We start from the raw sequence: 26,935 nt of genomic DNA on the forward strand, positions 1-26,935 counted from the left end.
ACAAGGCCCACCGGCGCCGCGCCGGCCCACCTGCGCAGGCCGGCCCACCCGCGCCGGGCCGTCAGGCCTCGTCCGCCCAGAGCGTGGTGCGGCCGTCCGGCTGGACGTGGATGGTCTGCGACATCTCCCGGTACTCCCACGACGGCGCGTCCGGCATGACCACCCACGCCTTCGCCTGGAAGGCGGTCGCCGGCAGCTTCGGCACGGTGCACGCCGTCAGCGGGCTCGTGATGCTCCGGCCGGGCGCCAGGGTGACCTCCACGCCACCGCCCCACAGACCCGGACAGACGTGGGCGACGCGGGCGCGCACGTACGCCAGCCTGGCCTTGACGGTGACCGGATCCGGCCCGGTGTTGGTCAGCCGTACGGCGAAGGCGAGGCGGGTGGGCTCGGCGAGGGTGCACGGGGTCCAGGCCAGGCCGTTGACGTAGCGGACGCGACCGCACCGGCTGTCGCCGCCGATGCCGGCGGTCTCCTTGCCGCGCGGCGCCGTGCCGGGTGAGGCGGGCCTGACGACCGCGTCCGGCGAGGCGGAGGCGGCCGCGGGATCCCGCGTCGTGAGGTGGCGCGCGCCGAGGCCGAGCCCGCAGACGGCGACGAGACCGGCGACGGCGGCCAGGCCGCGGGTGAGACGCCGGTTGACGGCGCGGCGGGGTGGCGCGGCGAGGGGCGCTGTGCCGGCCGGCGGCGGAGTGGGGGACGGTGTCACGGCCGAAGGGCCGTGGGGTTCGTGAGGTTCGTGGGCCGGATTGTGGTGACGGTTCGCCACAGGGGCCGGGCGTTCGTGGCGGGCCGCTTCCGGGGCCGGAGGTCCGTGGCGGTCCGGTTGTGGGACCGGGGGTCCGTGGCGGTCTGGATCCCGGGCCAGGGGTCCGTGGCGGTCCACGTCCGACGTCCGAGGTTCGTGGTGGTCGGCTTCCGACGTCCGAGGTTGGTGGCGGTGGGCTTCCGGCGCGCGAGGTTCGTGGTGGTCGGCTTCCGGCGCGCGAGGTTCGTCGTGGTCCGCGTCCGGGGACGGAGGCTCGTCGGGTGCCGGTGACGGCGGGGCGAGTTCGGTGCGTACGGCGTCCCAGCGGGCCGTCCAGTCGGCGACCGCGCGCTCGGTCCGCGGCCCGTCGGCCTTCGCGTAGGCCTGGCAGGCCCGTACGTACGCGAGCACCACCTCCAGCGACGGCAGCGTGTGGCCCCGCGCGGCGGTCGAGAAGGTGGTGTCGGAGTACGGGGAGCCGACCTTGCCCGACCAGGTCGCCAGCTCCCGATAGGTCGGCTGCCCGGATCGCGCGCGCAGCCGGCGCAGCTCGATCGCGAACACCGCCAGTGGCCCGTTGGCCGGGTCGATCGGACGTTCCTGGCGTCCCTGCCGCCCGTGGTTGCCGGTCAATCCTCGCTCCTCGCGCCTGTTCTTGATGACCGGTTGGTGACCGGCGGCCTGCAGTGTGGCCGGTCATCAAGCCGTCGGCAAAAGTGCGGTCGTCGAACCGTCCGGCCGCCCGACCGGGCCGCCCGGGACCGGTTCGCTCCTCACGGACGTTCCTCGCGGACGTCCCTCACGGAAGGAATGCCGGTATGAACAACCTCCGCATCGTGGCGCCCGTGGTCGGCGCCCTCGCCCTGCTCGGCACGGGCGCGGTGACCGCCCCGGCGCAGGCCCAGGCGCCGGGCCGGACGCAGGCGCCGGCCGCCGCCTCCCTGGGGCGGGTGTGCATGTTCGAGGCCGAGCGCGGGGCGTACGGGGCGGGGCACGCCGCCTTCGCCGTGAAGGTGCGCGGGGAGAAGAACCACTGGCTGTACGGCTCGTTCGGCAGCAGCAACGACGGGCCGGTGGCCGGCTGGATCAAGGGCGGTACGTGGGAGAAGGCGCACCAGCACTTCGCCGGCGTGCCCGACAAGGACCACGGCGGCGCGAAGTACTACACGCGCTACCGGTGCGTGAACACCCGGGACGGTGACGTGAAGCGGGCGCAGTCCTGGTACGGGGCGGTGCAGAAGCGGGGCTACAACGTGGCCTCCAACAACTGCCTCCACATGTCGCTCGCCGTCTTCAAGGGCTACAGCGAGACGCTCCGCAAGGACACGCGCCTCAAGAGCGCCACCGGGAACACGCCGAACGACTACTACACCAAGGTCCTGCGCACGGCCCGCTGGGAAGGTTCACACCAGGTGTAGTCAACACGCCGGGGCCTCATCACCCGATGGTGAGGCCCCGGCTGCGCGACGCCCGGCGGCCCGGCGGCCGGCCGGGGTCAGTGCTCGATGTGCCGGAGCGTGAACTCGGGCAGCGCGTACGGGCCGGCCTGCGGCGCGGCCGGGTCGGCCGGGAGGTGCGCGTCCGGGACGGCCCCGGCGTGGTGCTCGGCGTCGTCCACGGGGACGTAGCCGAGCACCGACGGTTCGGGCAGCCGCCAGAAGCGGCGCGTGTTGGCGGACACGGCGTACGCCGTGGCGAAGCGGGTGCTCCGCGGGGCGGTCAGCGCGGCCCGGACGAAACCGACGGCGTCGCGCGGGCTCAGCCAGGTCGCCAGATGCCGGGCCTCGCCCGGCGCCGGCTCGAAGCTGCCGATGCGCAGACAGATCACCGAGAGCCCGAACTTGTCCGCGTACAGCTGCCCGAGGGCCTCCAGGGCCGCCTTGCTCACGCCGTACAGCCCGTCGGGCCGCACGGGGTCCTCGGGCCCGGTCGTGTGCCCGGCCGGATAGAAGCCGGTCACCCGGTTGCTGCTCGCGAGGACCACCCGGCCGATGCCGTGCCGGCGGGCGGCCTCCAGGACGTGGTGGGTGCCGAGTACGTTGGCTTCGAGGAGGTCCGGCAGAGGTGCCTCGTCCGGCACGCCGCCGAGATGCACCACGGCGTCGGCACCGGCGAGTGCCGCCGCCACCGCGGCGCCGTCCCGCAGATCGACCGTCCGCGCCTCCTCGTTCGCGGTCTCGGCGCGCAGCGGCACCCGGTCGAGCAGCACCAGCCGGTCCGCCTCCGTCCGCAGCGCCTCCCGCACCACGGTCCCGATCCGCCCCGCCGCACCCGTGATCGCGATGGTCCCGAGATCCATGGCGTCACCCCCCGTTCGTCGACAACCCAGACTTCCCCGGTCCCGGCATTCCCGGTCCAGGCATTCCCTGTCCGGGCATTCCCGGTCCAGGCAACTCCGGTCCCGGCCTTCCCGGTCCAGGCATCCTCGCCGCTGGCGCTCCGGTCATCAAGAAGTACCGGTCGAGGAGCTGGGGCAGATAGTCCGCGCCCGGGCCGAGCCGCTCGGCCGCTGCCGACGACGGTACGAACGCGAGCGCGTCCAGCTCCGGTTCGGCCGCCGCGTCGCCGCCCGGCGCGGACAGGGGCGCGGGCGCGTGGGCGAGGGCCGCGTGCGTGCTGCGGACCAGCGCTTTCGGGAGCGGTGGCGCGAGGAAGTGGAAGCCGAGGCTGCCGAAGCGCCGTCCCCGGGTCAGACCCCACGGTTCCAGTTTCTCGCCCGGCACCTCCACCCCGGTCTCCTCCACCAGCTCGCGCGCGGCGTGGCCGCGAAGTGCGGTCATGTCCAACGCCTGGCCGGCCGGCGGCGGTTCGACCGCCCCGCCCGGCAGCGTCCACCGCCCCGGCGCCGCCGTCGCCGCCGACCCGCGCCCGACCACGAGCCCGACTTCGCCGCCCTCCTCACCGTCGCCCTCGCACGGCAGCAGCACGGTCACGAACAGCGACCCGGGCACCCGCTCGGCCGCCCGCAGCGCCCGCAGGCCCCGCATCCGGTACGGCACGGCCGCCCACCGCACCACCAACGGCCCGGCCGCGTGCCGTTCGACGCCGAGGCTCGCGACCACCTGCCCGTCGAACGCGGCGGGATTGCGCGCCGTCGTCTCCGCCCAGAGCCGGTCCACCCCGGTCCGTTCCCCGGGCGTGAGCACCGGCGCGGGATGCTCGACGAAGTCGATGCCGTCCGGGTCGAGGAACTCGACGGCGGGGCCGGTCACGGGGTCCTCGGCGGGGCGAGCTCGGTGACGGGCCGGGGCGCGGCCCGCGGGATGCCGAGGCGTTCGCGCGCGTCGTGGACGGCGGCGAGCAACTGGCCGGCGGCCGTGGGGCCGTGGTCGAACAGGGCCGCGGCCTGCTCGGGGGTGGCGAGGATGCGGGTGTCCTTCCCGGTGGGGCCGGCGTCGGGGCCATGGCCGGGGCCGGAGTGTTCGTGGTGGGTGAGGGGCGCCGCGAAGAGCGCGTGGGCGTACGGGCCCGCCGGCTCGGTGAGGTGGCCGACGGGGATGGCGGCCGTCGCGTTCCCGAGCGGGGGCATCGAGGCCGCGCCCGTGGCCGGGTCGAGGAGGACGAGCAGGCAGGTGGGCCGGTAGTCGACGTGCTGGACCAGGACCCGGCCGCGGACGTCCGTGACGAGCACGGAGGTGCCGGCCCACAGGGCCGCGGCGGCGCGGGCGGCGCCGTATTCCCCGTCGGATGTCGCGCTTGTGGTGGTCACGGGACTCTCCCCTCGCGAAGTGGCCGGTCCATCGTGGCCCCCGAGCCGCTCCCGCGACCCCGGCTCACCGTATCCCGCCACCCGATCGAGCGGCGCGGGCCGCCCTCCGGCCCTTCGGGACCGCCCGGACGGTGTCCGCTATGGGGTGACATCGCGCCGCTATGTGCCGACTTGAGGGGGCCGCAGGTTCCTGCAGCGATGCAGCTACCTGGGGGGTGAGGCGCTCTTGATCGTCCACTTCCAGCCCGCCTAAAGTCATATCGAGCCGAAAACGAAAGCGCGAACTACGGGGGTTTGTGTGGCTGTCGAGGAACCGGAAGAATTCGGGAATACCGTCTCCCTCCGCCGCAGGCTGGCCGAGGACGAGCCCTACGGTTCCGCCGGGCGAATTCGGAACCGCGCCCACGCCACCTATCAGTTCCTGGCGCAGATCGGCTCGGAACGGATTCCCGGGCGGGTGGGTGAATTCCTCGGGCCGCTGTCCGTGGAGGGCGCCCCGGCCGGCCGGGTGCTGCACGACACCGTGCTGCGCCGCCGCGTCGACCAGGCGCGACTGACGATGGCACGCAGCCGCACGGTCGACTGGGACGAACTCGGCCGCCGCATCGAGCCGTTCGTCGACACCTTCGCCCACGACGCCGCGGGGGCCTTTCCGCGCCCCGGATTCGCGCCGCTCGGCGACACCGGACTCGAGATCCTGGTGGATACGGATTTCCGTGACCCGTGGCTGAACGAGTTCCATGAGATATTCCTCGCCGGGCTCACCCCGGACGGCACCGCCGAGCATTACGACATCGTGGGAATGAGCCAGGCGGAGGCGGAGACCGCGGCCGCCGGCTGGGGAATTCTCCGGGAATACGTGCCGGAACTCGTGCAGAGCATTCGACCGCATTTCTCGCTGCTCGCCGCGGTCGACGGCGAAAGGCCGTTCTTCAGCGCGTCGACCAAGGACGTGCCTTCCGCGGTCTTCGTGTCGCGCGGCTGTCTCACCGACCCGCTGCGCGCGGCCGAGGCGCTGCTGCACGAAGGCGTGCACAGCAAGCTCTACGACATGTACGTCGGCTTCTCGATCCTGGGCGCCGGCTACGACAAGGACACCATCGCGCACGTCAAGCCGGCCTGGCACGACGGCCGGGAGAGCTGGCCGTTCGACCGGGCGCTCGCGGCGTACCACGTCTACGTGCACCTGGCGGTGTTCTACTCCACGCTGGCCGCACTGCCCGACGACAGCGCCCTGTGGCGGGACTACACGCGCGGCCAGGTCGAGGAGTCGGCCCGGTCCTGCGGGGAGCGGGCGCGGTTGCTCGGGGCCGATCTGCTGCCGCTCGGCGAGGCCCACGCCGGTGGATCCGGCGTCGCCTTCCTGCGGTGGCTGGACTCCGTACTGACCGACCACCTCGAGGCCCGGAGCGCGGCATGAACCAGGTCTACCAGCACAACCGCGTGATCACCCGGCCCGTCCCCGGCGAGCACAGCCTGCTCGTCTACACCGAGGACCAGCCCAACGTCTTCCTCCTCAACACCAAGACCTGGCTGATTTTCGCCCTGTGTGACGGAGCGACGTACCAGGAGGTCGCTGACCAGTTCGTCAGCGCCGTCGCCGCCACACAGACCCAAGACCAGGCCCTCGGCGATCTCGAAGAGGGTCTGAACCAGCTCGAGCAGAAGGGGCTCGTGCGCAGGATCAGCACCACCACCGGCACCACCAGCACCACCTGAGGCCGGGTCACGCACCCGGTACACCCCAGGAAAGGAGGTGATAGTCATGAGCCGTACCCTCATCGAGGAGCTCAAGGCCGCCCTCGCCGGCGCCACGGACGCCGACCTGCTGGTCGACGCGATCGAGCCCGACGGTACCCCGCAGGTCGCGCAGTACGCCGCGATGCCTGCCCCGCAGACCCCCGAGGTCTGATGACACGGGCGCACCCCGTGTGCGCCTTCCTGGCACCGCCCCTTCTGCTCGGGCACCAGGGGGAGACTGGACCCCCTCGGCCCGCACGCGTCCACCGCTCACCCAGCGACTCCGATGAATGAAAGCGTGCACCGGTCATGCTGTTGAAGACGAAACGCGCCCTGCTGGTCAATCCGCCGCTGTGGAACGCGTACGCCCCCCATCTCGCCGTCCCCCTGCTCACCGCCTGCATGCGCGAACGCGGACACCGGGTCAGCGCCTACGACCTCGGCATCGAGTCCGTGAACTGGCTCCTCGGCGCCGACGGGCTGCGCGCCATGGCCCCGCGCATCCAGCGCGACTGGGCCGGCGACGAGGAGCAGCGCCGTACGCAGGAACGCGCCCGGCTGGTCCTGGAACCCACGATCGAACTCATCGAAGAGGCCAAGCGGGTGCTGCGCGACGAGCACGCCCTGCACGACGAGGCCCGGCACGCGCAGGCCCGGCTCGTCGTCCGCAACGCCATGTGGTGCGTCTCCGCCGCCTTCCCCGGCCACGAGTTCGACCTCGTCGCCAACGACCTGTACTACTCGGCGCGTTCCTCGCAGCAGGTCCTCGACGCCGTCGTGGACCGCGAACGCAACGTGTACCGCTGGGCGTTCGAGCACTGCATGCCGCCGGACCTGCTCGACGACCCGGACCTGGATCTGGTCGGCGTCAGCGTCTCCGCCGACACCCAGCTGATCGCCGCGCTCACCTTCGTCAAGATCCTGCGCGAACAGCGCCCCGACATCCGGGTCGTGCTCGGCGGCAACTACACCACCCGCATGATCGACCGCTGGACGGAACGCCACCCGTTCTTCGACATGGTCGACTACTTCGTGCACAGCGAGGGCGAGGACGCCCTGCCCATGCTCTTCGAGGCCGACGGCCCCGAGGCGCTCGCCAAGGTCCCCGGCCTGGTCTGGATGGACGGCGACCGGCTGCGCAAGAACCCGCCGCGCAAGGTGCGCATCGAGCAGCTGCCGGCGCCCGACTACGACGACTACCCGCTCGACAAGTACTTCGCCCCCGGCCCCATCCTGCCGGTCTTCGCCTCCCGCAGCTGCGCCTGGGAGTGCGCGTTCTGCGCGATCCCGTTCGCGTCCGGCAAGTACCGGGGCCGCAGCGCCAACACCACCGTCGACCAGATCGAGTGGCTCGCCCAGCGGCACGGCACCCGCTACTTCATGTTCGTCGACGAGATCCTCACCCTGCGGTCGCTCGGCACCGTGGCCGACGAACTGATCAAGCGCGAGACGGACATCAACTGGTACGGCGAGACGCGCTTCGCCCGCGGCCTCGACGAGGACCTCGCCGAGCGGCTCTACGCCTCCGGCTGCCGCCGGATGAACTTCGGTCTGGAGTCGCACGTCCAGCGGGTCCTGGACCTGATGAAGAAGGACACCGAGGTCGGCGCCATCGACACCACCGTCGAGGCGATGCTCAAGGCCGGCGTGCCCGTGCACCTCTTCGTCATCCACGGCTTCCCCGGCGAGACCGAGGAAGAGGCCCGGCACACCGTGGAGTTCGCGGAGACCACGATCCGCCGCGCCACCGACGAGTTCGGCGTCAAGCACTGCACGTGGGGCGGCTCGCCCTTCGTCCTCGACGCCTTCTCGCCGGTCGCGTCCGACCCGGAGAAGTTCGGCGTCCGGGTCATCCTGCCGCCGGAGTCCGACGACCTCGCCCTGACCTACGACTACGAGGTCGAGCGCGGCATGGACGCCCGCGAGAGCGTGCTCTTCGGCCGCGACGTGCAGCGCCCGCTGGAGGTCTCCGCCCAGCAGTGGTTCCGTCCCGGCCGGGCCGCGGCCCTCACCGGCGTGGAGGAGTACACCTTCGTACGGGCCAGCAACGGCGCCGAGGCCGCCCAGCTGCTGCCCAACGGCGGCCGCGACGAGATCCCGCTCCTCCCCGGGGAGCCACTGACCCTCGCCCCGCACACCGAGATCCGCCGGCTGCCGTGGACCGGCGCGGAGGGCGAGGCGGGCGAGCTGGTGCGCTGGGGCCTGTACGCCGCCATCGGCGACCGCTTCGTCGAACTGCACACGCCCGCCACCGTCGACCTGGAACTCCTGCGCACCACCACCCCGGCGGAGGAGCTCGCCGCTCTCTTCGAGCGGGACGGCGTCGTCGGCGTCACCGTCACCGGCGCCGAACTCGTCGCCCTCCTCGTCCGCTTCGGCTTCCTGGCCGGCGAGGCCACGCACTCCGTCCACCCGGCGGCCTGGCCGGACGCCCTGGCCTCGGCGGGCACGGCGGTCTCCGAGAACCCCGTCTTCGTCCGCGAACCCGGCGTGCACGAGGTGGAGGAGGACACCACCATCGTGCTCAGCTCCACCGTGACCGGCCACGCGCTGCGTCTCGGCCGCCTCGGCCGGCTGCTCTGGCTGGCCTGCGAGGAGGGCCTCGGCCTGGCCGGCGGCCACGACCCGCACGGCGTCTGGGACCTGGGCCTGGTCGCCGAGACCGAGCGGATCCTCGCCAAGCTGGAGATGTACGGTTTCGTCCACCGGCGCGCCCATGCCGCCGATCTGGAGCCCGCACGTTGACATCCACGCACGACGAGCACGACACGCACGAGACGGACGCCGCCCCGGCGCCGGCCCGGCCGCTCAGCGCCGAGTTCCGCAAGCTCTGGGGCGCGTTCGCCGTCTCCGGCATCGGCGACGGCATCCGCATCACCGCACTGCCCCTGATGGCCGCCGCCCTCACCGGCGACCCGCGACAGGTGGCGCTCGTCGCCACCTTCGAGCGGCTGCCCTGGCTGCTCTTCGCCCTCGTCGGCGGCGCGGTCGCCGACCGGGTGGACCGGCGCCTGCTGATGATCGGCGTCGACGTGCTGCGCTTCGCGCTCGTCGCGGGCTTCCTCGCCCTCGCGTTCACCGACGCCCTGACGGCCGTGACGCTGTATGCCGTCGCCTTCCTGCTCGGCGTCACCGACACGTTCTACGACACCGCGTCCCAGGCGATGATCCCGTCGACCGTCGCCAAGGACTCGCTGGAACGCGCCAACAGCAAGCTCTTCGCCACCAGCGTCGTCAACCTGAGCTTCGCCGGACCGGTGCTCGGCGCCTGGCTGTTCTCCTTCGACCGGCACTCGCCCTTCCTGGTCGACGCCCTCAGCTTCCTGCTCAGCGCCGCCCTGCTGCTGCGCATCCCGGCCGGCCCGCGCGGCTTCCGCCCCGAGCCGCGGCCCGGCACCGAACCGGCCGGCTGGCTCGGCCAGATCCGCGCCGGCCTCTCCTTCCTCCTCCACCACCCCGTGCTGCGCATCCTCACCCTGATGGTGACCCTGCTCAGCCTGGCCGGCTCCATGGCCGTCTCCGTCCTCGTCCTCTACGCGACCAGGACCCTCGGCCTGTCCGACACCGGCTACGGCTGGCTGATCGCCGGCTCGGCGGTCGGCAGCCTCGTCGGAAGCGCCGTCGCGAGCCGGCTCAGCGCCCGCTTCGGCTGGGGCGCCGCCCTGACCGTCTCGGTCTTCGGTGCCGGCGCCTCCTTCCTCCTCGCCGGCACGATCCGCAACCCCTTCGCCGTCGCCGCCTTCCTCGCCCTCAACGGCGCCACCGTCGTCATGTGGAACGTCCTCACCGCGGCCAAGCGCCAGGAACTCGTCCCCGACGAACTCCGCGGCAAGGCCGCCGGCGCCTACCGCCTCGCGGCCTGGGGCATCATGCCCGTCGGCTCCGCCACCGGCGGCTTCCTCGCCGCCCACACGGCCCTCGCGGTCCCCATGATGACCGGCGGCACGATCCTCCTGCTGGCCGGTGTGCTCTCACTCCGGCTCGGCGCGGCCGACCGCGCGGCGCGGACGGCCTGACCGACGGGCCGGTCCCCAGGGGGCGTCCCAGCCGAGTTCGGTGTACGCGCGGCCGGCCCGGATGCCGTCGATCGCGGCGCGCGTGTACGCGACCGTCGGCTCCGGCAGGGCGTCCAGCGGCCACCACTCCCAGGCCGTGCACTTCTCCGGCTCCCGTACGGCGGGGGCGCCGGACCAGCGGGACGCCGCGAAGAAGAGCTGGATGCGGGGCTCGGCATCGGCGCGGTCGAGCACGTGCACGGTGTGGACGAGGGTCAGATCGGCCGGTTCGACGACGAGGCCGGCCTCCTCCCACGCCTCCCGGACCAGGCACGCCCGCACGCTCTCCCGCTCCACGTGCGCGGCCAGGGCGTGCCACGTGCTGCCGGCGTCGGCGGGGTCGGGCGTGGTGGACATGGGGGCACCTTTCTCGGCGGGAGCGTCCGGGCGCCGCTAGCGGAGGGAGGCGCGCAGCAGCTCCTCCGCCTCGTCGAGGCGGTCGCGCAGCACGGCGGCGGCCCGGGTGCGGGCGCGGGCGTACGACTCCAGGGACGGGGTGACCGGGCCCAGGCCCTCGATCACCGTGTTCAGGGGGTAGACCGTGCAGCCCAGGTACGCGGCGTGGAGGCGGACCACGCTCAGCAACTCCGCGACCGGCACGGCCGGATGGAGGTCGTGGTAGACGGCGGCGAGACGGGCGAGGCCGGTGGGCCAGTCGGTGTGGGTGAGGACGGTGTGCGGGTCGAGAGCGAGGCGGCCCAGCTCCCACACCGGGCCGCGCAGGCCCGGCGGGGCGAAGTCGATGACGGCGGCGACGCGTTCGCCGCGCAGCAGCACGTTCGGGCCCGACAGGTCGCCGTGCACCAGCTGCGCGAGCATCCGCTCGGGCACCCGCTCCAGGAGCCGCCGCGTCGCCGGCAGCGCGGCCAGCCGCTCCCGGGCCGTCTCCAGGGCCCAGCGTTCGAATCCGGTGCGGGGCGGCTCCGCCTCGTAGCGCCGTACGAGCTCCGAGAGGCGGTCCCGGCCGCGGACCGGGTCGACGGCCCGGCCGCGTCCGGCCTGGCGGGGCGGGCCGAAGGGATGGCGGGCGAGGCCGCGGTGCAGCCGTCCGACCGCCTCGCCGACGGCCTCCCAGGCCCGTCCGGAGAGCCGCCCGTCGGCGGTCACCGCGTCGGCCACGTACTCCGTCACCGAGACCGTGACCCCGGCCCAGGAGGCGACGAGCCGGTCGCCGTCGAGCGTGGCCCGGGCACGCGCCACCGGCACCCGGCACAGCCGGGCGTACTCGCTGAGCCGGGCCGCGCTCTCCGCGCGCTCGGGATCCGTGCCGGCGGGATGGGTCTTGACGAACCAGCGGCGGGCGTCGGGCGTGGTCGCCAGGTAGTTGCGGGTCGCGGTGCCGGAGGGCCCCTCCTCGACCGCCTCGGGCACGAGGCCGAACCCGGCGGCGAGCAGCAGCAACACCCGCTCGATGGAGGGAGAAGCGGGGGAAGCGGAGGGGGACGGGGAGGCAGAGGGGGAGGAGAAGGGGGACACGTAGGTCATGACAGCACCTGATCCTCGCCCGGGACCAGACCGTCCCCGGACTGCGCCGGCACCACCGGGTGCCGCCGGGCGCACTGACGGGCCTGAGGCGGTTCGCCGCCCGAGAGGAGCTGTCCGGACGCGCAGGTGCCGCTGGGCGGGGTGGTGGTGCTGGCGGGCATCCGCGCCTCCGGCCGGTCGTCGTCGGGTGCTGCCAGGCCCAACGAGACCGCCGCCGATGTCGAACGCATGTATTTCGGACAGACTGTGAACCCCGCCCTCCCGGAGCCGCCGACGACCACGGCCCGGCCCGACGCCACGCGGTCCGCGCCGCCGCCCGGCAACCGGCCCGAGCCGTTGCCCGAGGTCAGCGAGGGGTGAGGAGGCAGAACTCGTTGCCTTCCGGGTCGACCAGAACCGTCCAGGAGAGGGCGGACTGGTCGATGTCGGCATCGCTGGCGCCCAGGGCGCGCAGCCGGGCCGCCTCCGCGGCGAGGTCGTCGCCCGGGTAGGGGCGGACGTCGAGGTGGACGCGGTTCCACCCGCTCTTGGTGTCGGGCGTGCGGATGAATTCCAGGTAGGGGCCCACGCCTTGGGCGGAGCGCATGGTCGCGTGGCCGTCGGTGACCTCGTGCACCGTCCAGTCCATGGCCTCGCCCCAGAACCGGGCCATCTCCCGTGGGTCGGTGCAGTCGACCACGACCGCGGCGACCGGCCCGGTGTTCCGGTAGACCGGACGGGGCTCCAGGACGCAGAACTCGTTGCCCTCCGGGTCGGCCATGACCGTCCAGGGGACCTCGCCCTGACCCACGTCGGCGAGCGTCGCGCCGAGATCCTTCAGGCGCGCGACCAGCTCCGCCTGATGGGCGGCCGAGGTGGTGGCCAGATCGAGGTGCACGCGGTTCTTGACCGTCTTGGGTTCCGGGCCGGCGACGATGTCGACGCAGACGGCCACGGGGTCGGGATAGGCGAAGCCCACGGGTTCGAGGTTGGTCACGCCGGGCCCCTCGCTGTCGACACCCCAACCGAGCGCCTCCGCCCAGAACCGGCCGAGCGCGGAGTCGTCCTGGGCCTTCATGGTGATCTGCACGAGTCGAGTTGCCATGCCGCGGATCCTACGGCCGTGTCCGGCCCGGGCCGGCGCGATCGCTCACGCCGCGTAGTCCCGCAGCGTGATGTTCTCGGCCGTCTTCCGGGCGATCCGCGCGGCCATGTTCTTGCCCGGCAGATACGGCATGACCTTGTAGTACCGGTTGAGGAACGAGGCCAGCAGGCGGCTCTCCGGCACCATCAGCCGGGCGACGCCGTCGCCCATCTTCCGGCAGCCCTCCGCGTACGCCCGCATCTCTGCCTCGTAGCGGGCGAAGGCCACGGTGTGGTCGCCGTCCGCCGCGGCCAGTTCGCCCGCCAGGACGTACGCGCCGACCAGGGCCAGGCCCGAGCCCATGCCGGAGAGCGACGACGGGCTGCAGGCGGCGTCGCCGACGAGGGCGACGCGGCCGCGGGTCCAGGAGTCCATGCGGACCTGGGCCACGGAGTCGAAGTAGAAGTCGGGCGCGTGCCGCATGTCGTCGAGGAGCCGGTCGCTCTGCCAGCCGGTGCCCGCGAACTGCTCGGCGAGGACGGCCTGTTGCCGCGGCACGTCCTTGCGGTCCAGGCCGAGGGCGGGCGAGCCGAAGTAGAAGACGGCCTTCGCCTCGGCGTTGTGGCGGGAGCTGTACATCGCGACGAGCCTGCCCGCGGTGCGGTAGGCGTGGCCTGTGTGGTCGAGGCCGAGGTGGTTGGCGGTGGTGAAGATCGCGCAGTACACGCCGAGGTGCTGCACGAACCGCTCCTCGGGCCCGAAGGCGAGCCGCCGGGTGTTCGAGTGCAGCCCGTCGGCGCCGATGACGAGTCCGAAGCGGCGGGGCGCGCCGCGCTCGAAGGTGACGGTCACGCCGTCCGGGTCCTCGGCGAGCGAGGCGATGGAGTCGCCGAAGACGTACTCCGTGTCGTCCTTCGTCGCGTCGTACAGGACCCGCGCCAGGTCGCCCCGCAGGATCTCCAGGTCGCCGGCGAACAGGTCGGCCGGCAGCGTGGCCTGCGGCCTGCCCGCCGCGTTGACGTACGACATGGAGCCGTTGCCGGTGCGGACCGCTTCGAGGGCGTCGAGCACGCCCATCCGGCGCAGCACCGACAGGTGCGCCTCGCCGCGGAAGTCGACGGCGTAGCCGCCGTCGCGCAGCGCCGGGGCCCGCTCGACGACGACGGGGCGGAAGCCGTGGCGGCGCAACCAGTAGGCGAGGACGGGGCCGGCGACGGAGGCGCCGGAAATGAGGACGTCACGGTTCTTGCGGAGGAGAGTGGTGTGGTTCGTCATGGCAGAGAGCTTGCCGAGGGACGCTCACCGCGGGCTCACCGCGCGCTCACCGCCCGGCTGAGTCCCGGTGAGCGGCGCCCGGTGAGCGGCGCCCGGTGAGCGGGGCCTGCCCGGTGGTCCCGTCACGAGTCCCGGGTGAGCCGGCCTGCCTGGCGGGCCCGTCACAGTGAGTCCGGGTGCTCGGGGGCTGCCCGGCGGGCCGGTCACGGTGAGTCTGGGTGGGCGGGGAGCTGTCCGGGGGGTCGGTCACGGTGGGTCCGGCGGGGTGGGGCATGCCCAGCGGGTCGGTCACGGTGAGTCCGGGTGAGCGGGGCCCGCTCGGCGGGTCGGTCACGGTGAGCCCCGGGTGAGCCGGCCTGCCCGGCGGACCGTCACGGTGAGCCCCGGATGAGCCGGGCTGCCCCGGCGGGCCCGCAACGGTGAGCCCCGGGTGAGTCCGCCCGGCGGACCGTCACGGGGAGTACGCGCCGATGCCGAGCCGCCGCAGTACGTCCGGGGCCGCGGGTCCCAGCCCCGTCGCGGCCCGCGCCGCCTCCGCGTACCGCTCGCGCGCGGTGGTGCGGTCGCCGCGGGCCTCGGCGACCCGGCCGAGGCCGGCGAGCGTGCGCACCAGGTTGCCGAGCGCCTTGATCCAGTGCCGGTCGACGCGCTCCAGCGCCTCCGTGTAGAGCCGCTCCGCCGCTGCCGTGTCGCCCGCCGCGAGCGCGAGATCGGCCTGGCCTCGCAGGGCGGCGGCGAGCCGGTCGGCGCTGCCGGCGGCGCCGGCCAGCTCGGCGGCGCGGGCGTAGTCGGCGCCGGCCGCGGCACGGTCGTCGGCGGCGCGCAGATCGCCCCGGTTGACCAGCAGGTCGGCGGAGTCCTCCAGGGCGCCGAGCTGTTCGGTGAGCGCGAGGGCCTCGTCGGTCAGCGCGATCGCCTGCGCCCGGTCGCCGCGCCCGCCCGCCAGGTCGGCGAGCGCGTCCAGGGCGAGCGAGGTGCCCCAGCGGTCGCCGAGCGCGCGAAAGCCCTCGGCGGCCTCGTCGAGGGAGCGTTCGCCCGCCGCGGTGTCGCCGTCGCCGAGGAACCCGTACGCCGCCACATAGCGGGCGACCGCGCGCGCCCACGGATCGGGGCCGTCGTGCTGGGCCGAGACGAGCGCGAACGCGGCCCGCAGGTCGGCGGGTGCGGCCTGCTCGCCCGCGTTCCGCATCATCCACAGCAGCAGGGCGACGGGATAGCGGCCCGCCCCGTCACCGGACCAGGCCGCTGCCAACTCCCGTGCGGCCGCGGCCCGGTGGCGCTGCCAGAGCGGCCCGGCGACGGGGCCGGAGGCGGCGAGCAGCACGCACACCGCGTACTCCTCGCCGAGGCCCGCGGGCGGCCCGGCGGCCCCGTCGCCGGTGTCGATCAGCTCCAGGAGCCCGGCGGCGAGCGGTGCGACCGCGCCCGCGCGCCCGCCGATCCACAGGGCCGTCGCGGCGGCCGCGAGCAGTTCCAGGGCCGTCACCGGCTCCCGGGCGGCGACCGCCCGGCGCACCGCCGCCAGCAGGTTGTCGTACTCGGCCGACAGGACCGGCAGCCAGCCGAGTTGTGCGCCGCTCAGCAGGTGGGGCGCCGCCGACCGCAGCAGGCCGAGGAGCCAGTCGGCGTGGGCCCGCTCGGCCGGCTCGGCCCCGCCCTCCGCCGTCAGCCGCTCGGCGGCGTACGCCCGGATCGTCTCCAGCATCCCGTAACGTCCGCGCCCGGGACCGTCGTCGGACCGGCGCAGGAAGGACTTGTCGTCGAGCGATTCAAGCGTCTCGGGATCGGTCCCGCACACCCGCGCGGCCGCCTCGGCGGTCGCGCCGCCGGCGAAGACCGCGAAGCGGCGGGCCGCCCGGCGCTCCTCCTCGGACAGCAGGTCCCAGCCCCAGGCGACGACGGAGCGCAGCGTGCGATGGCGTTCCTCGGCCGTGCGGCTGCCCCGCGCGGTGAGTGCGAGCCGGCTGTCGAGCCGGGCGTCCAGACGCTCGGCGAGCTCGTCGGCGTCCAGGGTGCGCAGCCGGGCCGCCGTCAGTTCGACGGCCAGCGGAAGGCCGTCGACGGCCGCGCAGATCCGCCGCACGAGGGCGGGGTCGGGGGCCGGGGCGCGCCGCACGGCGGCGGCCCGGTCGGTGAAGAGGCGCACCGCCTCCTCCTCGTCCAACGGGCCCACCGGCCACAGGTGTTCGCCGATCACACCCAGCGGTTCCCGGCTGGTGGCGAGCACGCGCAGCCGCGGACAGGCGGCGAGCAGCCGGGCGGCGAGCGCGGCGGCCGCGTCCACGACGTGCTCGCAGTTGTCCAGGACGAGCAGCAGCACCCGGTCGGCGAGGGCCGTGACGAGCCGGTCGTACGCGGTCCGTGCCCCGTCGCCCTGGAGCCCGAGCCCGGTCTCGCGCAGCCCGAGCGCCGCCAGCAGGGCCTGCGGCAGATCCGCGCCGTCGCGCAGCGGAGCGAGCGCGACGAAGCAGGTCTCGTCGGCGAGCCCGCCGGCGACCTCCGACGCGAGACGGGTCTTGCCGACGCCGCCGGGACCGGTGAGCGTCACGAGCCGGGCCACCCGCAACACGGCGGCGATCCCGGCCACGTCGCCGTCCCGCCCCACGAACGAGGTCAGCGGGGCGGGCGGTGCGACGGGTGACCGATCCGGACGGACTTCCAGCAACTCGCGGTGCAGGGCGCCGAGTTCGGCCGAGGGGTCGGCGCCGAGCTCCTCGGCCAGACGCCGCCTGGTCTCCTCGTACACGAGCAGCGCCTCGGCCTGCCCGCCCTCGGCGGACAGTGCCCGGATCAGCAGCCCCGCGAGGCGCTCGCGCAGCGGATGCCGTCGCACCAGCTCGCGCAACTCCGGTACGGACGCCCGGTGTTCGCCGAGGAGCAACGCCGCCTCGTACCGGTCCTCCAGCGCCGCCAGCCGCAGCTCCTCCAGGCGCACGGCGGCCGCCCGCACGCTCTCGCCCTCGGCGATCCCGTCGAGCGCGGGCCCCCGCCACAGACCGAGGCCCTCGCGCAGCAGCGCGGCCGCCCGCGCCGTGTCGCCGTCGGCCAGGGCCGCCCGGCCCTCGGCGGCGAGCCGTTCGAACCGGCAGGCGTCCACCGCCTCCTGGTCCGGCAGCACGATCCGGTAGCCGGCACCGGCCCGCTCGATCGCCGCGGCCGCGCCCAGCGCCGTACGGAGCCGGGAGACCTGCGACTGCAGCGCGTGCACCGACGGCGTGCCGCCCGGGTCGATCTCCTCGGCGAGCCGGTCGGCGGACACCACCGCGCCGGGCCGCACCAGCAACAGCGCGAGCAGCGCCCGGCGGACCGGCCCGCCGAGCGGCACCTCGGTGCCGTCGTCGTGCCACGCCCGCGTCTGGCCCAGGATTCCGAAGCGCATGCGGGCGATTATCCCCGTGCCGGGCGCGAGGTGATCATGCGCGAGCCCCCGCCAGCCCCCGCGAGCCCCGGGAGCGCAGGGCTCCCGGTTCCTGGAGTCCTGCGGGCACAGGGTTCCCGATTCCCGGAGCCCCGCGGATGCGGGAGCCGTGCCCGAGTGCCCGTGCCCAAGTGGCCCGTGCCCGCGTGCCCGTTCCCAAGCGCCCGTTCCTCAGTGCGCGTTCCTGAGTACGCGTGCTCATGCGCCCGCACCTGCCCGGCGGCCACGATGTGGCCGGAGGGTTCACCGCGAGGACGGGGGAGCGGCATGGGGCGTGCGAGGGGCGGGCGCACCGTCGGGCAGACGATCGCGCTGGTCGTGGCGCTGCTCGTGATCGACCTGGCGGTCATCGCCTGGCTGGTCTACGGGTACGGGATCACGGGGTGGGCCGACGGCTACGACCCGCCCGAGCAGGCCGAGGCCCCGCACGTGGCCGAGCAGGCCGCCTGGTTCCTGGCCGGTGCCGCGGCCGTCACCGGTGGCGGTCTGCTCCTCGCCCGCCGCCCCGGCGTGGGCCTCTTCCAGCTCGCCGTGCTGGGCGGCGCGGCGGCCCTCTTCGCCACCCTGGCCGCACGCTGACGTCTCCCGCGCCGGCGCGATGGTGAAGCTAGTACCACCATGAAGTCGGATACCGGCGTGGAGGTTTCTCCGCGCCGCGACGACGAAGCTCGAACACGTACCGAGGAGCGGGCGAAAGCCGCCCGCTCCCGCCAGTCGAGTGCGTGAGGGAGCCGGCAGCCATGTCCCCTGCCCAGCAGAACCAGCAGGTCCAGCAGACCCCGGAGACGGCCGGGGGCCGGGCCGCGCGGTGGACCGGTCCGGTCCTGATCGGGCTCGGGCTCGCGCTGATCCCGTGGGTGGTCTATCTGCACGTGGGCATGCCCGCCACCGCGCAGGAGGCACGCTGGGCCTGGACCTGGACCGGGCTCGACGCCCTGGAGGCGCTGGCCCTGATCGGCACGGGCCGGCTGCTGATGCGCCGCGACCCCCGGGCCTCCCTCACGGCCACGGCCGTCACCGCGCTGCTCGTCGTCGACGCCTGGTTCGACACGATGACCGCGAGTTCCGGCGAGGACCTGGTGTGGGCGATCGTGCTGGCCGTGGTCGCGGAGCTGCCGCTGGCGGTGGTCTGCGCGCGGCTCGCCTGGCGTGGGTTTCCCCACGTGAGGTACGCCGCCGGTGGCCACGCGTTGGTGCAGGGCGCGGTGTCCGTCCGGATATCGTGACGGCATGGCCCTGACATCCGGAATGCGGGCCCGGCTGGCCCGGGTCAGTGAGCGCACCACCTTCCTGACGGTCGGCGCGCTCCTCCAGCTCACCGCGTTCTGGCTGGCGTTGGCCGTGCTGCCGGTCCGCCCGCTGACCTCCCTCCAGCAGCTCCGGTTCCGGAGCATGCTCGGGGTGACCATCCCGCCCGCGACGACCCGCGAGGACGCGCCGCGCGGCCTACGCGACCGCCTCACCTCGTCGGTGACGCACCGCCAGCTGAGCTACCACCTGCTCGCCGGGCCGCTCGTGGCGCTCGGCACCGCCACGCTCCTCACGCTGTGGGCGGTCGGCTTCGCCACCCTCCTCGCCCCCGCCTGGATCTTCGCACTGCCACCCGAATCGAAGGTCGGCCGGCTCGCCGCCATGGGTGTGGACGGCTACCTCTGCGTGATCGGCCTCGTCACGCTGCTCGTCGTCATGTGGCTGACCGGGGTCCTGGTCCGCCTCGACGTCCTCGCCGCCACCGAGCTGCTCGGCCCGAGCCGCACCGAACAGCTGCGCCGCCGGGTCGAGGACCTCTCCGAGAGCCGGGCCGGCGTCCTGGACGCCGCCGACATCGAACGGCGCCGCATCGAACGCGACCTGCACGACGGCGCACAGCAGCGCCTGGTGTCCCTCGCGGTCAACCTCGGCATCGCCAAGGCCACCGTCACCGACCTGCCGAACGCGCTGAAGGTCATCGCCGAGGCCCACCGCGAGGCCAAGGACGCCATCACCGAACTCCAGGACCTGGTCCGCGGCCTGCACCCGGCCGTCCTGGAGGACCGCGGCCTCGACGCCGCCCTCACCGGACTCGCCTCCCGCGTCCCCGTACCGGTGCGGCTGTCGGTCGCGGTGGAGCCGCGTCCCACGGCGGCCGTGGAGGCCGTCGCGTACTACGTCGTGTCCGAATCGCTGACCAACGTGGTCAAGCACGCCCGTGCCTCCCAGGTGGACGTCCGGGTCGAGAGAAGGGGAGACCTGATGACCTTGACGATCGCCGACGACGGGGCCGGGGGCGCGGACCCGGCAGGCGGGACCGGCCTGGCCGGCCTCGCCAAGCGGGTCACCTCCGTCGACGGGACGTTCGTCATCGACAGCCCGGTCGGCGGACCCACCCGGGTGGAGGTGGAGCTGCCGTGCGCGCGGTGATCGCCGAGGACTCCGTGCTGCTGCGCGTCGGACTCGTCAAGGTCCTGGAGATGGCGGGCTACGAGGTCGTCGCCGAGGCCGGCGACGAGCCCGGGCTGCTCGCCGCCGTCGAGGAACACCGGCCCGACCTCGCCGTCACCGACGTGCGGATGCCGCCGGGACACAGCTCGGAAGGGGTACGCGCCGCCCTGGCGATCCGGGAACGCTGGCCCGGCACGGCCGTGCTGCTGCTCTCCCAGTACGTCGAGGAGCAGTACGCCGCCGACCTGCTCGCCAAGGAGACCGCCGGCCTCGGCTATCTGCTCAAGCAACGCGTCGCCGACGTCGAGGAGTTCATCGAGGCGCTGCACCGCGTGACCGCGGGCGGCACGGCCCTCGACCCGCAGGTCGTCTCGCAGCTGCTGCTGCGCCGCCGCAGGGACCCGCTGGAGCGGCTGACGGGACGCGAGCGCGAGGTCCTGGAACTGATGGCGTCCGGCCGATCCAACCTGGGCATCGCCCAGCAGATGGTGGTGAGCGAGAGCACCGTCGCCAAGCACATCAACAACATCCTGGCCAAGCTCGACCTGCCGAACGTCGACGCGGACCACCGCCGGGTGCTCGCGGTGCTGCGCTTCCTCGGCGTCTGACCCGGGGGCCCGGGCGGCGGCCGAGGCCCGGGCCCGGCCTGTGGATACCCGGCGAGGCCCGGCCTGGCCTGTGGATACCCGAGTGCGATTGTCGGTCGCCCGTGATAGTCACTACTCCACCGGGAGGGGTGATCACTGACCCCGCCCGATCGGACAAGCAAGGGGTGGGGACATGGCGTTGCTCCGTGACTGGGGGCGCACGCTGGCGAGACGGGCCGGGAAGCCCGCGCCGGCGCAGGTGCTGAAGGACTCGGGCGATCCCGACGTGTGGCGGGTCCGGGTGGCCGCCGAGGCCGCCGACTGGGAGACCGTACGGGCCGTGCTCGACGCGCGGCCCGAGAGCGCCGACCGGACGGACATGCTCTGGGCCGTGGGAGAGACCGCCGGGGTGGAGCGGTGGATCGCCGAGGTCCTCGAAGCGGAGCCGGACGCCCTGCTGCCCCGGCTCGTCGCCGGCTACCGGTACGTCAGCTGGGGCTGGGAGGCCCGCACCGGCGCCCGCGCCCAGAACGTGTCCCGCGAGCAGTTCGACGTGTTCCACGAGCGCCTGCGCCAGGCCGAGACATGGCTGTACGAGGTCGCCGAGCGCGAGCCCGGCTGGATCTCGCCCTGGTACGCCCTCCAGGTCAGCGGACGCGGCCTCCAGGTCGGCCAGGCCACCGCGCGCCGCCGCTTCGAGGCGACCGTGCGCCGCGCCCCGCACCATCTGCGGGCCCACCAGCAGCAGCTCCAGCAGGTCTGCGAGAAGTGGGGCGGATCGCACGAGCAGATGCACGCCTTCGCGCGCGAGTCCGCGTTCGGCGCGCCCGCCGGCACACCGCTCGGCCAGCTCGTCGCGATCGGTCACATCGAGCAGTGGCTCGACCTCGACGAGGGCGCCGACACCGCGTACATACGCCGGCCCGAGGTCGTCGCCTCCCTCCACGAGGCCGCCGACCACTCCTGCAGGCACCCGGACTTCGTCCGCCGCGGCCCGTGGCTCCAGGTCCTCAACACCTTCGCCATGGCCTTCTCGCTCGCGGGCGACGGCGCCGGCGCCCGCGCGTGCTTCGAGGCCACCGAGGGCAAGGTCACCGAGTTCCCCTGGTACTACCTCAACGGCTCCGACCCCGCGGCGGCCTACCAGAGGCAGCGCGCAACGGCCGGGCGCTGAGCCCACCCACGCCGAGGCCCCGGATCCCACGCCCCGGGCTTCGTGGCCCCGGGTTTCGTGCCCCGGGTTTCGTGCTCCGGTCCGGCCGCGACCTCCAGTCACGACGGCCGGTCGCGACTACCGCGCCCACCGGTCACGACTGCCGGTCACGACCGTCAGGCCCGGCTGCCCTGGCTCGCCCTCGCGCCCGTGGAGCCTCCGCCACAGCCCGTACGCCGCGCCCGCCCCCCGTACCGCCGCGCCCGCCCGCCCCACCACCCCGACCCGTCCCGCCCGCCGTGCCCACCGCGCCGGCGGGCCTGCCGAAAGACTTCGCCAGGTGTCCCATTCCGAGACCTCACAGACCGCCCACACCTTCCAGGTCGATCTGCGCGGCCTGGTCGACCTGCTCTCCCACCACCTCTACTCCAGCCCGCGCGTCTACCTCCGCGAGCTGCTGCAGAACGCCGTCGACGCCATCACCGCCCGCCAGGCGCTCGACCCCGGCGCGCCCGGCACCATCACCGTGCGCACCGGTGACACGCTCACCGTCACGGACACGGGCGTCGGTCTCACCGAGGCCGACGTGCACCGCTTCCTGGCCACCATCGGCCGCAGCTCCAAGCGCGCCGCCGACGGCGCCTTCGACGGCGCCGGTCTGGACGCGGCCCGCGGCGAGTTCATCGGCCAGTTCGGCATCGGCCTGCTCGCCTGCTTCGTCGTCGCCGACGAGATCACCGTGCTGAGCCGGTCCGCCGCCGACCCGGCCGCGCCCGCCGTCGAATGGACCGGCCACTCCGACGGCCGCTACACCCTGCGCACCCTGCCCGGCTCCGCCGTGCCCGAGCCCGGCACGACCGTGCGGCTCACTCCGCGTGGCGACAACGCCGAGTGGACCACCCCCGACCAGGTCGTCGCGCTCGCCCGGCACTACGGCGGACTGCTCCGCCACGAGGTCACCGTCGTCGGCCCGCGCGGCGAGACCCACCGGATCAACGAGACGCCCCCGTGGGAGCGGACCCAGCGCTCGCCGCTCGCCCGCAAGGAAGCGCTCACCGACTACTGCCGCACCCACTTCGACTTCACCCCGCTCGACACCATCGAGCTCGACCTCCCGGCAGCCGGACTGCGCGGTGTCGCCTACGTGCTGCCCACCGCCGTCAGCCCCGCCCAGCGGGCCGGCCACCGGGTCCACCTCAAGGGCATGCTCCTCACCGACCAGGCCCCAGAACTCCTCCCGGACTGGGCCTTCTTCGTCCGCTGCGTCGTCGACACCACCAGCCTGCGGCCCACCGCCTCCCGCGAGTCGCTGTACGAGGACGGCGCCCTGTCCGCCGTACGCGACGCGCTCGGCGACCGGATCCGCGACTGGCTCACCGGCCTCGCCGCCAGCGACCCCGCCCTGCTGCACCGCTTCATCGACACCCACCACCTCGCCGTCAAGGCGCTCGCCCGCTACGACGACGAGCTGCTGCGGATCGTGCTGCCGTGGCTGCCGTTCGAGACCACCGACGGCAACGTCACCCTGGAGGAGTTCGCCCGCACCCACCCGACGCTGCTCGTCGCCCGCAGCGTCGAGGAGTTCCGGCAGGTCGCCCCCATCGCCTCGGCCGCCGGGCTCGGCGTCGTCAACGGCGGCTACACCTACGACCGCGACCTCGTCCACCGGCTGCCCGAGATCCGCCCCGGCACGACCGTCACCGACCTCGACCCGGCCACCGTCACCGCCCACCTCGACGCCGTCGACCCGACCGCCGAACTGCGCGCCGCCGCCTTCCTCGCCGTCGCCCGCGAGACCGTCGGCGTCCACGACTGCGACGTCGTGCTGCGCGACTTCCAGCCCGTCACCGCGCCCGCGCTGCTCCTCGACAACCGCGAGGCACGCCACGAGCGCACCAGGTCCAGCCTCGCCGCCGACAGCGACGGCCTGTGGGCCGACATCCTCGGCTCGCTGCGCCACGAGACCCCCCGCGCCCAGCTCGTCCTCAACCACCTCAACCCGCTGGTCCGGCAGGCCATCACGATCACCGAACGCGGCCTCGCCGTCACCACCGCCGAAGCGCTCTACGGGCAGGCCCTGCTGCTCAGCCGCCGCCCGCTCCGCGCCAGCGAGAGCGCCCTGCTCAACCGGGCCTTCATCGGCCTGCTCACCCACGCCATGCACCACCAGGCCGAGCCCGGTCCCGAGTCTGCGAAGGACCTGTAAATGCTGGACACCCCCCAGGCCGTGCTCGAAGCGCTGCGCGAGAACCACGACCGCACGCACGGCCTGCACCGCACCGTCACCGCCGAGGAACTCGTCGAGGCCGCCGAGCAGGTCGACGAGCCCGGCAAGCCCGAACTGCTCGTCACCGCCCTCCTGGAGCTGATGACGGCGTACGAGTTCACCGGCGAGCACCGCAAGTCGCCGGTCGTCTTCGCCCGGCTGCTCAAGCTCTGGGACACCGTCCCCGACTCCTTCAGCCCGTACGAGGCCCACCAGGTCTTCTGGCGCTTCAAGTGGGTGGCGACCTCCCTGATCCAGGTGCCCGAGGTGCCGCTGGCCACCCTCGACGGCTGGATCGACCGGATGCGCGAGCGGTACGAGGCCGCCGGGCACGGCATGCAGCCGGTGGCCGCCATGCGCTTCCACGTCGCCGCGCACACCGGCACCGGCGTCGCCGACGCCCACGACCTGTGGGTCACCCGGCCGCGCACCGAGCTCAGCGACTGCGAGGCCTGCGAGACCCGCCACCTCGCCTGGCACCGGATGAGCTCAGGCGACGACGAAGCCGCCCTCGACAGCTGGCGGCCGGTCCTCGAAGGCGCCCAGAGCTGCAGCGAGGAACCGCAGATGAGCCAGGCGCGCGCCCTGCTGCCGCTGCTGCGCACCGGCCGCACGGACGAGGCCCGCTCGCACCACCTCACCGGCTACCGCCGGGTGCGCGGCAACACCGGCATGCAGGAGGAGGTCGGCCTGCACCTGGAGTTCTGCGCCCTCTCCCGCAACGAGGGCCGCGGCCTGGAGATCCTCGCCGAGAACCGGGCCCTGTTCGAGACGACCGGCGCGCCGCTGAACCACCTGGAGTTCCTCACCGGCGTCGAGGCGCTGCTCGCCCGGCTCGCCGAGGACGGCCACGCCGACACCGTCGTCGCCGGGCCGCCCGGCCGCACCTGGACGGCCGGCACCCTCCTCGCCCACGTCCGCGCCGAGGCGGACGGCCTCGCCACCGCCTTCGACGCGCGCAACGGAACGACGGCCGTCGGCGAGCGGCGCCGCGCCCGGCTCGCCCGGCGCCCGGTGCTCGACGAGCCGCTGCCGCTCGGCCTGCGCACCTCCGTCACACCGGGCACGCCCGGCACGGCCCCGCTCCCCGTCCCCGCTCCGGCCGCCGCCACGCAGCCGCCGGCCGACTTCGCCGAGCTCGTCCGCGAGGCCCGCCGCCTGGCCGCCGAGGGCCACCCCTCCGACGAGCGGCTGTGGACCCGGATCGACGAGCGGCTCGCCGATGGCTCCGCGACCCACGACGACCGCCTCGGACCCGAGGAACTGCTCCTGGCCGAGCTCGCCGAGCAGCGCGCGACCCTGCACCGCACGGCGGACGACGGGGACCGGTTCGTCGCCGAACTGGAGCGGGCGGACGAGCTGTTCAGCGGCCTCGGCATGCCCTGGCACGCGCTCTCCGTGCGGGCCCGCGCGCTCGCCTGGGGGACCGAGGAACACCCGGACGGGCAGGACGGGCGGGCCGGGCGGCCCGACGGCGCCGGGGCCGGGGCCGCCGACGACGCGGCGGCGACCTCCGCCGGCGTCGCCGCGCTACGGGAGGAGACCGAGCGCCTCAAGGCCGAGGTCCCGCTCACGGGCGAGGACCCGGCGGCCGGTGAGACCGCCGCCGCGACCGCGGCCGGACACGACGTCGGCCGCGAGCGCGCCCTGCGCTACCTGATCGTCCTCAACTCGCTCGCGTACATCGCCTTCCAGGAGGCCGCGCGGCACGGCCGCGAGCCCGAGGCGGCCGCACAGGCCCGCTTCGAGGAGTCCGCCGGCCTGCTGCGGGCCGAGGCCGGGCGGCTCGCCGCGCCGCACCAGGTGGCCATCGCCCGGCAGTACGCGGCCGACCTGGCCGGCCGGCGCGGCGACTTCGCGCTCGCCGAATCCGAGCTGCGCGCCGCCCTGCGCGACATCGACGCCGCCGGGCGGCCCTGGCGCGGCTCGCGGCCGCGCTGCCTGCTCGCCCAGTTCCTGCTCGGCCGGGGCGAGCCGGGCGAGGCGGCGGAGCTGCTGCACCAGGCGATCGCCGACGCCGTCCGCCACGACGACACGGACTTCCCGTTCGCGCCTACGTACGTGCTGCTCGGCCACGCCACCTCTCACCTGGGCGACGGCGCGGGCGCCGTGCGCCACCTCTCCGAGGCCGCCGCCCGCTTCGACCAGGCCGGCGAGCCCGGCGAGGCCACCGAGACCCGGCTCCAGCTCGCCGACGTGCTCGCCCGCTCCGGGCGGCAGGCCGACGCCGTCGCCGTCCTGGAGTCCGTCCTCTCCGACGAGGCGGTGGCCGCCCCGGACGAGCGCCTCACCGCCCAGGCCCGGCTCACGCTCGCGCGCGGGCTGCGGGACCTGGAGGAGTTCCTGCCGGCGGCCGAGGAGTTCCTGCGCCTCGCCGAGGCGGTGGCGGGCTGGGAGGACGACCGCGAGGTCCACACCCTGGTCGCCGCCGAGGCCGCCGTCACCCTCGCGATGGCCGAGCGCCACGACGCGGCCGCCGCGGCGTACGAGCGCGCCCTCGCCTCGCACGCCGAAGCCCCCAACCCGCCGCAGGTCCTCAACATGGTGCGCGAGTTCGCCCGCCTCGCCCTGCTGTTCCGGGGCGACGAGGGCATCGACACGGCCCTGGAGCACCTGACCCGCGCCGACGCGATCCTGGCCGCCGCCGAGGACGTCGACGCGTTCCCGCACTGGTACGAGAAGGGCCTCATCCACTACCGCCGCGCCCGCGTCCTCGCCGACGCCCAGCGCTTCCCCGAGGCCCTCGCCGAGGCGGAGGCGGCCGTCGCCGCCCACGACCAGGGCGGCGAGCCGGGCGAGGCGCCGCGCGCCGAGGCCGTCCGCATCGCCGCCCTCATCGAGGCCAACGGCCTCGACCGCCCGTCCGACGCCGTCGTCCGCCTCACGGCCGCGATCGCCCGCTGCCGCGCGGCCGGGCTGACGGAGGCCGTGGAGATCCTGGACGCGCTGCGGCAGGAGTACCTGGCGCGGTGACGGCGGCGGAGCGACGGGACGGAGAAGAGACGAGGAGCGGGG

At 74.4% G+C, this 26,935-nt stretch carries 23 protein-coding genes; 13 read left to right on the forward strand and 10 right to left on the reverse strand.

Features of this window, described 5'->3' with window-relative positions:
• Positions 1 to 61: 61 nt before the first annotated feature.
• Positions 62 to 1,381, reverse strand: a complete 1,320-nt coding sequence (locus tag ACFYU9_RS15940) for a hypothetical protein (protein ID WP_389345089.1) — start codon at positions 1,379 to 1,381, stop codon at positions 62 to 64.
• A 185-nt stretch (positions 1,382 to 1,566) separates the two neighbouring features.
• On the opposite strand from ACFYU9_RS15940, the gene ACFYU9_RS15945 reads away from it, so the two are divergent.
• Positions 1,567 to 2,166 carry a hypothetical protein gene (locus ACFYU9_RS15945; protein ID WP_389345090.1) on the forward strand — a complete coding sequence of 200 codons (600 nt, stop codon included), beginning with the start codon at positions 1,567 to 1,569 and terminating at the stop codon, positions 2,164 to 2,166.
• Between the two features lie 77 nt (positions 2,167 to 2,243).
• On the opposite strand, the gene ACFYU9_RS15950 is transcribed toward ACFYU9_RS15945, so the two are convergent.
• The 3 genes from ACFYU9_RS15950 to ACFYU9_RS15960 are packed head-to-tail and all read right to left on the reverse strand — an operon-like array spanning position 2,244 to position 4,457.
• Positions 2,244 to 3,047, reverse strand: coding sequence for an NAD-dependent epimerase/dehydratase family protein (locus tag ACFYU9_RS15950; protein WP_389345091.1), 804 nt, complete (start codon positions 3,045 to 3,047; stop codon positions 2,244 to 2,246).
• Positions 3,048 to 3,051: 4 nt separating this feature from the next.
• A complete protein-coding gene (locus tag ACFYU9_RS15955) occupies positions 3,052 to 3,960 on the reverse strand; it encodes an NUDIX hydrolase (protein WP_389345092.1) in 909 nt (302 codons plus the stop codon).
• A complete protein-coding gene (locus tag ACFYU9_RS15960) occupies positions 3,957 to 4,457 on the reverse strand; it encodes a hypothetical protein (protein ID WP_389345093.1) in 501 nt (166 codons plus the stop codon). Before ACFYU9_RS15960 ends, ACFYU9_RS15955 begins: the two co-directional genes overlap by 4 nt.
• 298 nt (positions 4,458 to 4,755) lie before the next feature.
• Between ACFYU9_RS15960 and ACFYU9_RS15965 the strand changes: the two genes are divergently transcribed.
• From ACFYU9_RS15965 to ACFYU9_RS15985, 5 genes are all read left to right on the forward strand, one after another.
• A complete protein-coding gene (locus ACFYU9_RS15965; protein WP_389345094.1) occupies positions 4,756 to 5,877 on the forward strand; it encodes an aKG-HExxH-type peptide beta-hydroxylase in 1,122 nt (373 codons plus the stop codon).
• The gene (locus tag ACFYU9_RS15970; protein WP_389213288.1) at positions 5,874 to 6,176 is read left to right on the forward strand and encodes a PqqD family peptide modification chaperone; all 303 of its coding nucleotides are present in this window, start codon (positions 5,874 to 5,876) and stop codon (positions 6,174 to 6,176) included. The genes ACFYU9_RS15965 and ACFYU9_RS15970 overlap by 4 nt, the downstream gene beginning before the upstream one ends.
• A 46-nt stretch (positions 6,177 to 6,222) precedes the next feature.
• Positions 6,223 to 6,369 carry a hypothetical protein gene (locus tag ACFYU9_RS15975; RefSeq protein ID WP_389213290.1) on the forward strand — a complete coding sequence of 49 codons (147 nt, stop codon included), beginning with the start codon at positions 6,223 to 6,225 and terminating at the stop codon, positions 6,367 to 6,369.
• Between the two features lie 137 nt (positions 6,370 to 6,506).
• Positions 6,507 to 8,942, forward strand: coding sequence for a B12-binding domain-containing radical SAM protein (locus ACFYU9_RS15980; RefSeq protein WP_389213291.1), 2,436 nt, complete (start codon positions 6,507 to 6,509; stop codon positions 8,940 to 8,942).
• Positions 8,939 to 10,213 carry an MFS transporter gene (locus tag ACFYU9_RS15985; RefSeq protein ID WP_389345095.1) on the forward strand — a complete coding sequence of 425 codons (1,275 nt, stop codon included), beginning with the start codon at positions 8,939 to 8,941 and terminating at the stop codon, positions 10,211 to 10,213. Before ACFYU9_RS15980 ends, ACFYU9_RS15985 begins: the two co-directional genes overlap by 4 nt.
• On the opposite strand, the gene ACFYU9_RS15990 is transcribed toward ACFYU9_RS15985, so the two are convergent.
• The 6 genes from ACFYU9_RS15990 to ACFYU9_RS16015 form a co-directional block, all read right to left on the reverse strand.
• Positions 10,169 to 10,609, reverse strand: a complete 441-nt coding sequence (locus ACFYU9_RS15990) for an NUDIX domain-containing protein (protein WP_389345096.1) — start codon at positions 10,607 to 10,609, stop codon at positions 10,169 to 10,171. The genes ACFYU9_RS15985 and ACFYU9_RS15990 overlap by 45 nt on opposite strands.
• A 36-nt stretch (positions 10,610 to 10,645) precedes the next feature.
• Positions 10,646 to 11,737: a phosphotransferase enzyme family protein gene (locus tag ACFYU9_RS15995; protein WP_389345097.1), complete on the reverse strand. Its 1,092-nt coding sequence runs from the start codon at positions 11,735 to 11,737 to the stop codon at positions 10,646 to 10,648.
• A complete protein-coding gene (locus ACFYU9_RS16000; protein WP_389345098.1) occupies positions 11,734 to 11,967 on the reverse strand; it encodes a hypothetical protein in 234 nt (77 codons plus the stop codon). Before ACFYU9_RS16000 ends, ACFYU9_RS15995 begins: the two co-directional genes overlap by 4 nt.
• Positions 11,968 to 12,083: 116 nt before the next feature.
• The gene (locus ACFYU9_RS16005; protein WP_389345099.1) at positions 12,084 to 12,821 is read right to left on the reverse strand and encodes a VOC family protein; all 738 of its coding nucleotides are present in this window, start codon (positions 12,819 to 12,821) and stop codon (positions 12,084 to 12,086) included.
• 45 nt (positions 12,822 to 12,866) lie between these two features.
• Positions 12,867 to 14,075 carry an FAD-dependent monooxygenase gene (locus tag ACFYU9_RS16010; RefSeq protein WP_389345100.1) on the reverse strand — a complete coding sequence of 403 codons (1,209 nt, stop codon included), beginning with the start codon at positions 14,073 to 14,075 and terminating at the stop codon, positions 12,867 to 12,869.
• A 451-nt stretch (positions 14,076 to 14,526) separates the two neighbouring features.
• Positions 14,527 to 17,454: an ATP-binding protein gene (locus ACFYU9_RS16015; protein WP_389345101.1), complete on the reverse strand. Its 2,928-nt coding sequence runs from the start codon at positions 17,452 to 17,454 to the stop codon at positions 14,527 to 14,529.
• Positions 17,455 to 17,760: 306 nt separating this feature from the next.
• Between ACFYU9_RS16015 and ACFYU9_RS16020 the strand changes: the two genes are divergently transcribed.
• From ACFYU9_RS16020 to ACFYU9_RS16050, 7 genes are all read left to right on the forward strand, one after another.
• Complete coding sequence (locus tag ACFYU9_RS16020) at positions 17,761 to 18,072, forward strand: hypothetical protein (protein ID WP_389345102.1); 312 nt, start codon at positions 17,761 to 17,763, stop codon at positions 18,070 to 18,072.
• A gap of 161 nt (positions 18,073 to 18,233) precedes the next feature.
• The gene (locus tag ACFYU9_RS16025; RefSeq protein WP_389213306.1) at positions 18,234 to 18,719 is read left to right on the forward strand and encodes a hypothetical protein; all 486 of its coding nucleotides are present in this window, start codon (positions 18,234 to 18,236) and stop codon (positions 18,717 to 18,719) included.
• Between the two features lie 4 nt (positions 18,720 to 18,723).
• A complete protein-coding gene (locus tag ACFYU9_RS16030) occupies positions 18,724 to 19,893 on the forward strand; it encodes a histidine kinase (protein ID WP_389213308.1) in 1,170 nt (389 codons plus the stop codon).
• Positions 19,881 to 20,522, forward strand: a complete 642-nt coding sequence (locus ACFYU9_RS16035; RefSeq protein ID WP_389213309.1) for a response regulator — start codon at positions 19,881 to 19,883, stop codon at positions 20,520 to 20,522. The genes ACFYU9_RS16030 and ACFYU9_RS16035 overlap by 13 nt, the downstream gene beginning before the upstream one ends.
• Positions 20,523 to 20,694: 172 nt before the next feature.
• Positions 20,695 to 21,675 (forward strand): hypothetical protein, encoded by a 981-nt coding sequence (locus tag ACFYU9_RS16040; RefSeq protein ID WP_389345103.1) that lies wholly within the window; start codon positions 20,695 to 20,697, stop codon positions 21,673 to 21,675.
• A gap of 319 nt (positions 21,676 to 21,994) precedes the next feature.
• Entirely contained in the window at positions 21,995 to 23,860 is a 1,866-nt protein-coding gene (locus ACFYU9_RS16045; protein ID WP_389345104.1) for an HSP90 family protein, read from the forward strand.
• Positions 23,861 to 26,893 carry a hypothetical protein gene (locus ACFYU9_RS16050; protein ID WP_389345105.1) on the forward strand — a complete coding sequence of 1,011 codons (3,033 nt, stop codon included), beginning with the start codon at positions 23,861 to 23,863 and terminating at the stop codon, positions 26,891 to 26,893.
• Positions 26,894 to 26,935: the final 42 nt, after the last annotated feature.

It is taken from the genome of Streptomyces sp. NPDC004327 (genome assembly GCF_042873935.1).
Taxonomy (GTDB): Bacteria; Actinomycetota; Actinomycetes; order Streptomycetales; family Streptomycetaceae; genus Streptomyces.

Bases quoted from the DNA above. Each gene is read 5' to 3' on its own strand.
- ACFYU9_RS15980 (WP_389213291.1), top strand. From the start codon at position 6,507: ATGCTGTTGAAGACGAAACGCGCCCTGCTGGTCAATCCGCCGCTGTGG.
- ACFYU9_RS16010 (WP_389345100.1), bottom strand. From the start codon at position 14,075: ATGACGAACCACACCACTCTCCTCCGCAAGAACCGTGACGTCCTCATT.
- ACFYU9_RS15950 (WP_389345091.1), bottom strand. From the start codon at position 3,047: ATGGATCTCGGGACCATCGCGATCACGGGTGCGGCGGGGCGGATCGGG.
- ACFYU9_RS15945 (WP_389345090.1), top strand. From the start codon at position 1,567: ATGAACAACCTCCGCATCGTGGCGCCCGTGGTCGGCGCCCTCGCCCTG.
- ACFYU9_RS16020 (WP_389345102.1), top strand. From the start codon at position 17,761: ATGGGGCGTGCGAGGGGCGGGCGCACCGTCGGGCAGACGATCGCGCTG.
- ACFYU9_RS16015 (WP_389345101.1), bottom strand. From the start codon at position 17,454: ATGCGCTTCGGAATCCTGGGCCAGACGCGGGCGTGGCACGACGACGGC.
- ACFYU9_RS15975 (WP_389213290.1), top strand. From the start codon at position 6,223: ATGAGCCGTACCCTCATCGAGGAGCTCAAGGCCGCCCTCGCCGGCGCC.
- ACFYU9_RS16040 (WP_389345103.1), top strand. From the start codon at position 20,695: ATGGCGTTGCTCCGTGACTGGGGGCGCACGCTGGCGAGACGGGCCGGG.
- ACFYU9_RS16000 (WP_389345098.1), bottom strand. From the start codon at position 11,967: ATGCGTTCGACATCGGCGGCGGTCTCGTTGGGCCTGGCAGCACCCGAC.
- ACFYU9_RS16025 (WP_389213306.1), top strand. From the start codon at position 18,234: ATGTCCCCTGCCCAGCAGAACCAGCAGGTCCAGCAGACCCCGGAGACG.
- ACFYU9_RS15970 (WP_389213288.1), top strand. From the start codon at position 5,874: ATGAACCAGGTCTACCAGCACAACCGCGTGATCACCCGGCCCGTCCCC.
- ACFYU9_RS16030 (WP_389213308.1), top strand. From the start codon at position 18,724: ATGGCCCTGACATCCGGAATGCGGGCCCGGCTGGCCCGGGTCAGTGAG.
- ACFYU9_RS15995 (WP_389345097.1), bottom strand. From the start codon at position 11,737: ATGACCTACGTGTCCCCCTTCTCCTCCCCCTCTGCCTCCCCGTCCCCC.
- ACFYU9_RS16005 (WP_389345099.1), bottom strand. From the start codon at position 12,821: ATGGCAACTCGACTCGTGCAGATCACCATGAAGGCCCAGGACGACTCC.
- ACFYU9_RS16050 (WP_389345105.1), top strand. From the start codon at position 23,861: ATGCTGGACACCCCCCAGGCCGTGCTCGAAGCGCTGCGCGAGAACCAC.
- ACFYU9_RS15990 (WP_389345096.1), bottom strand. From the start codon at position 10,609: ATGTCCACCACGCCCGACCCCGCCGACGCCGGCAGCACGTGGCACGCC.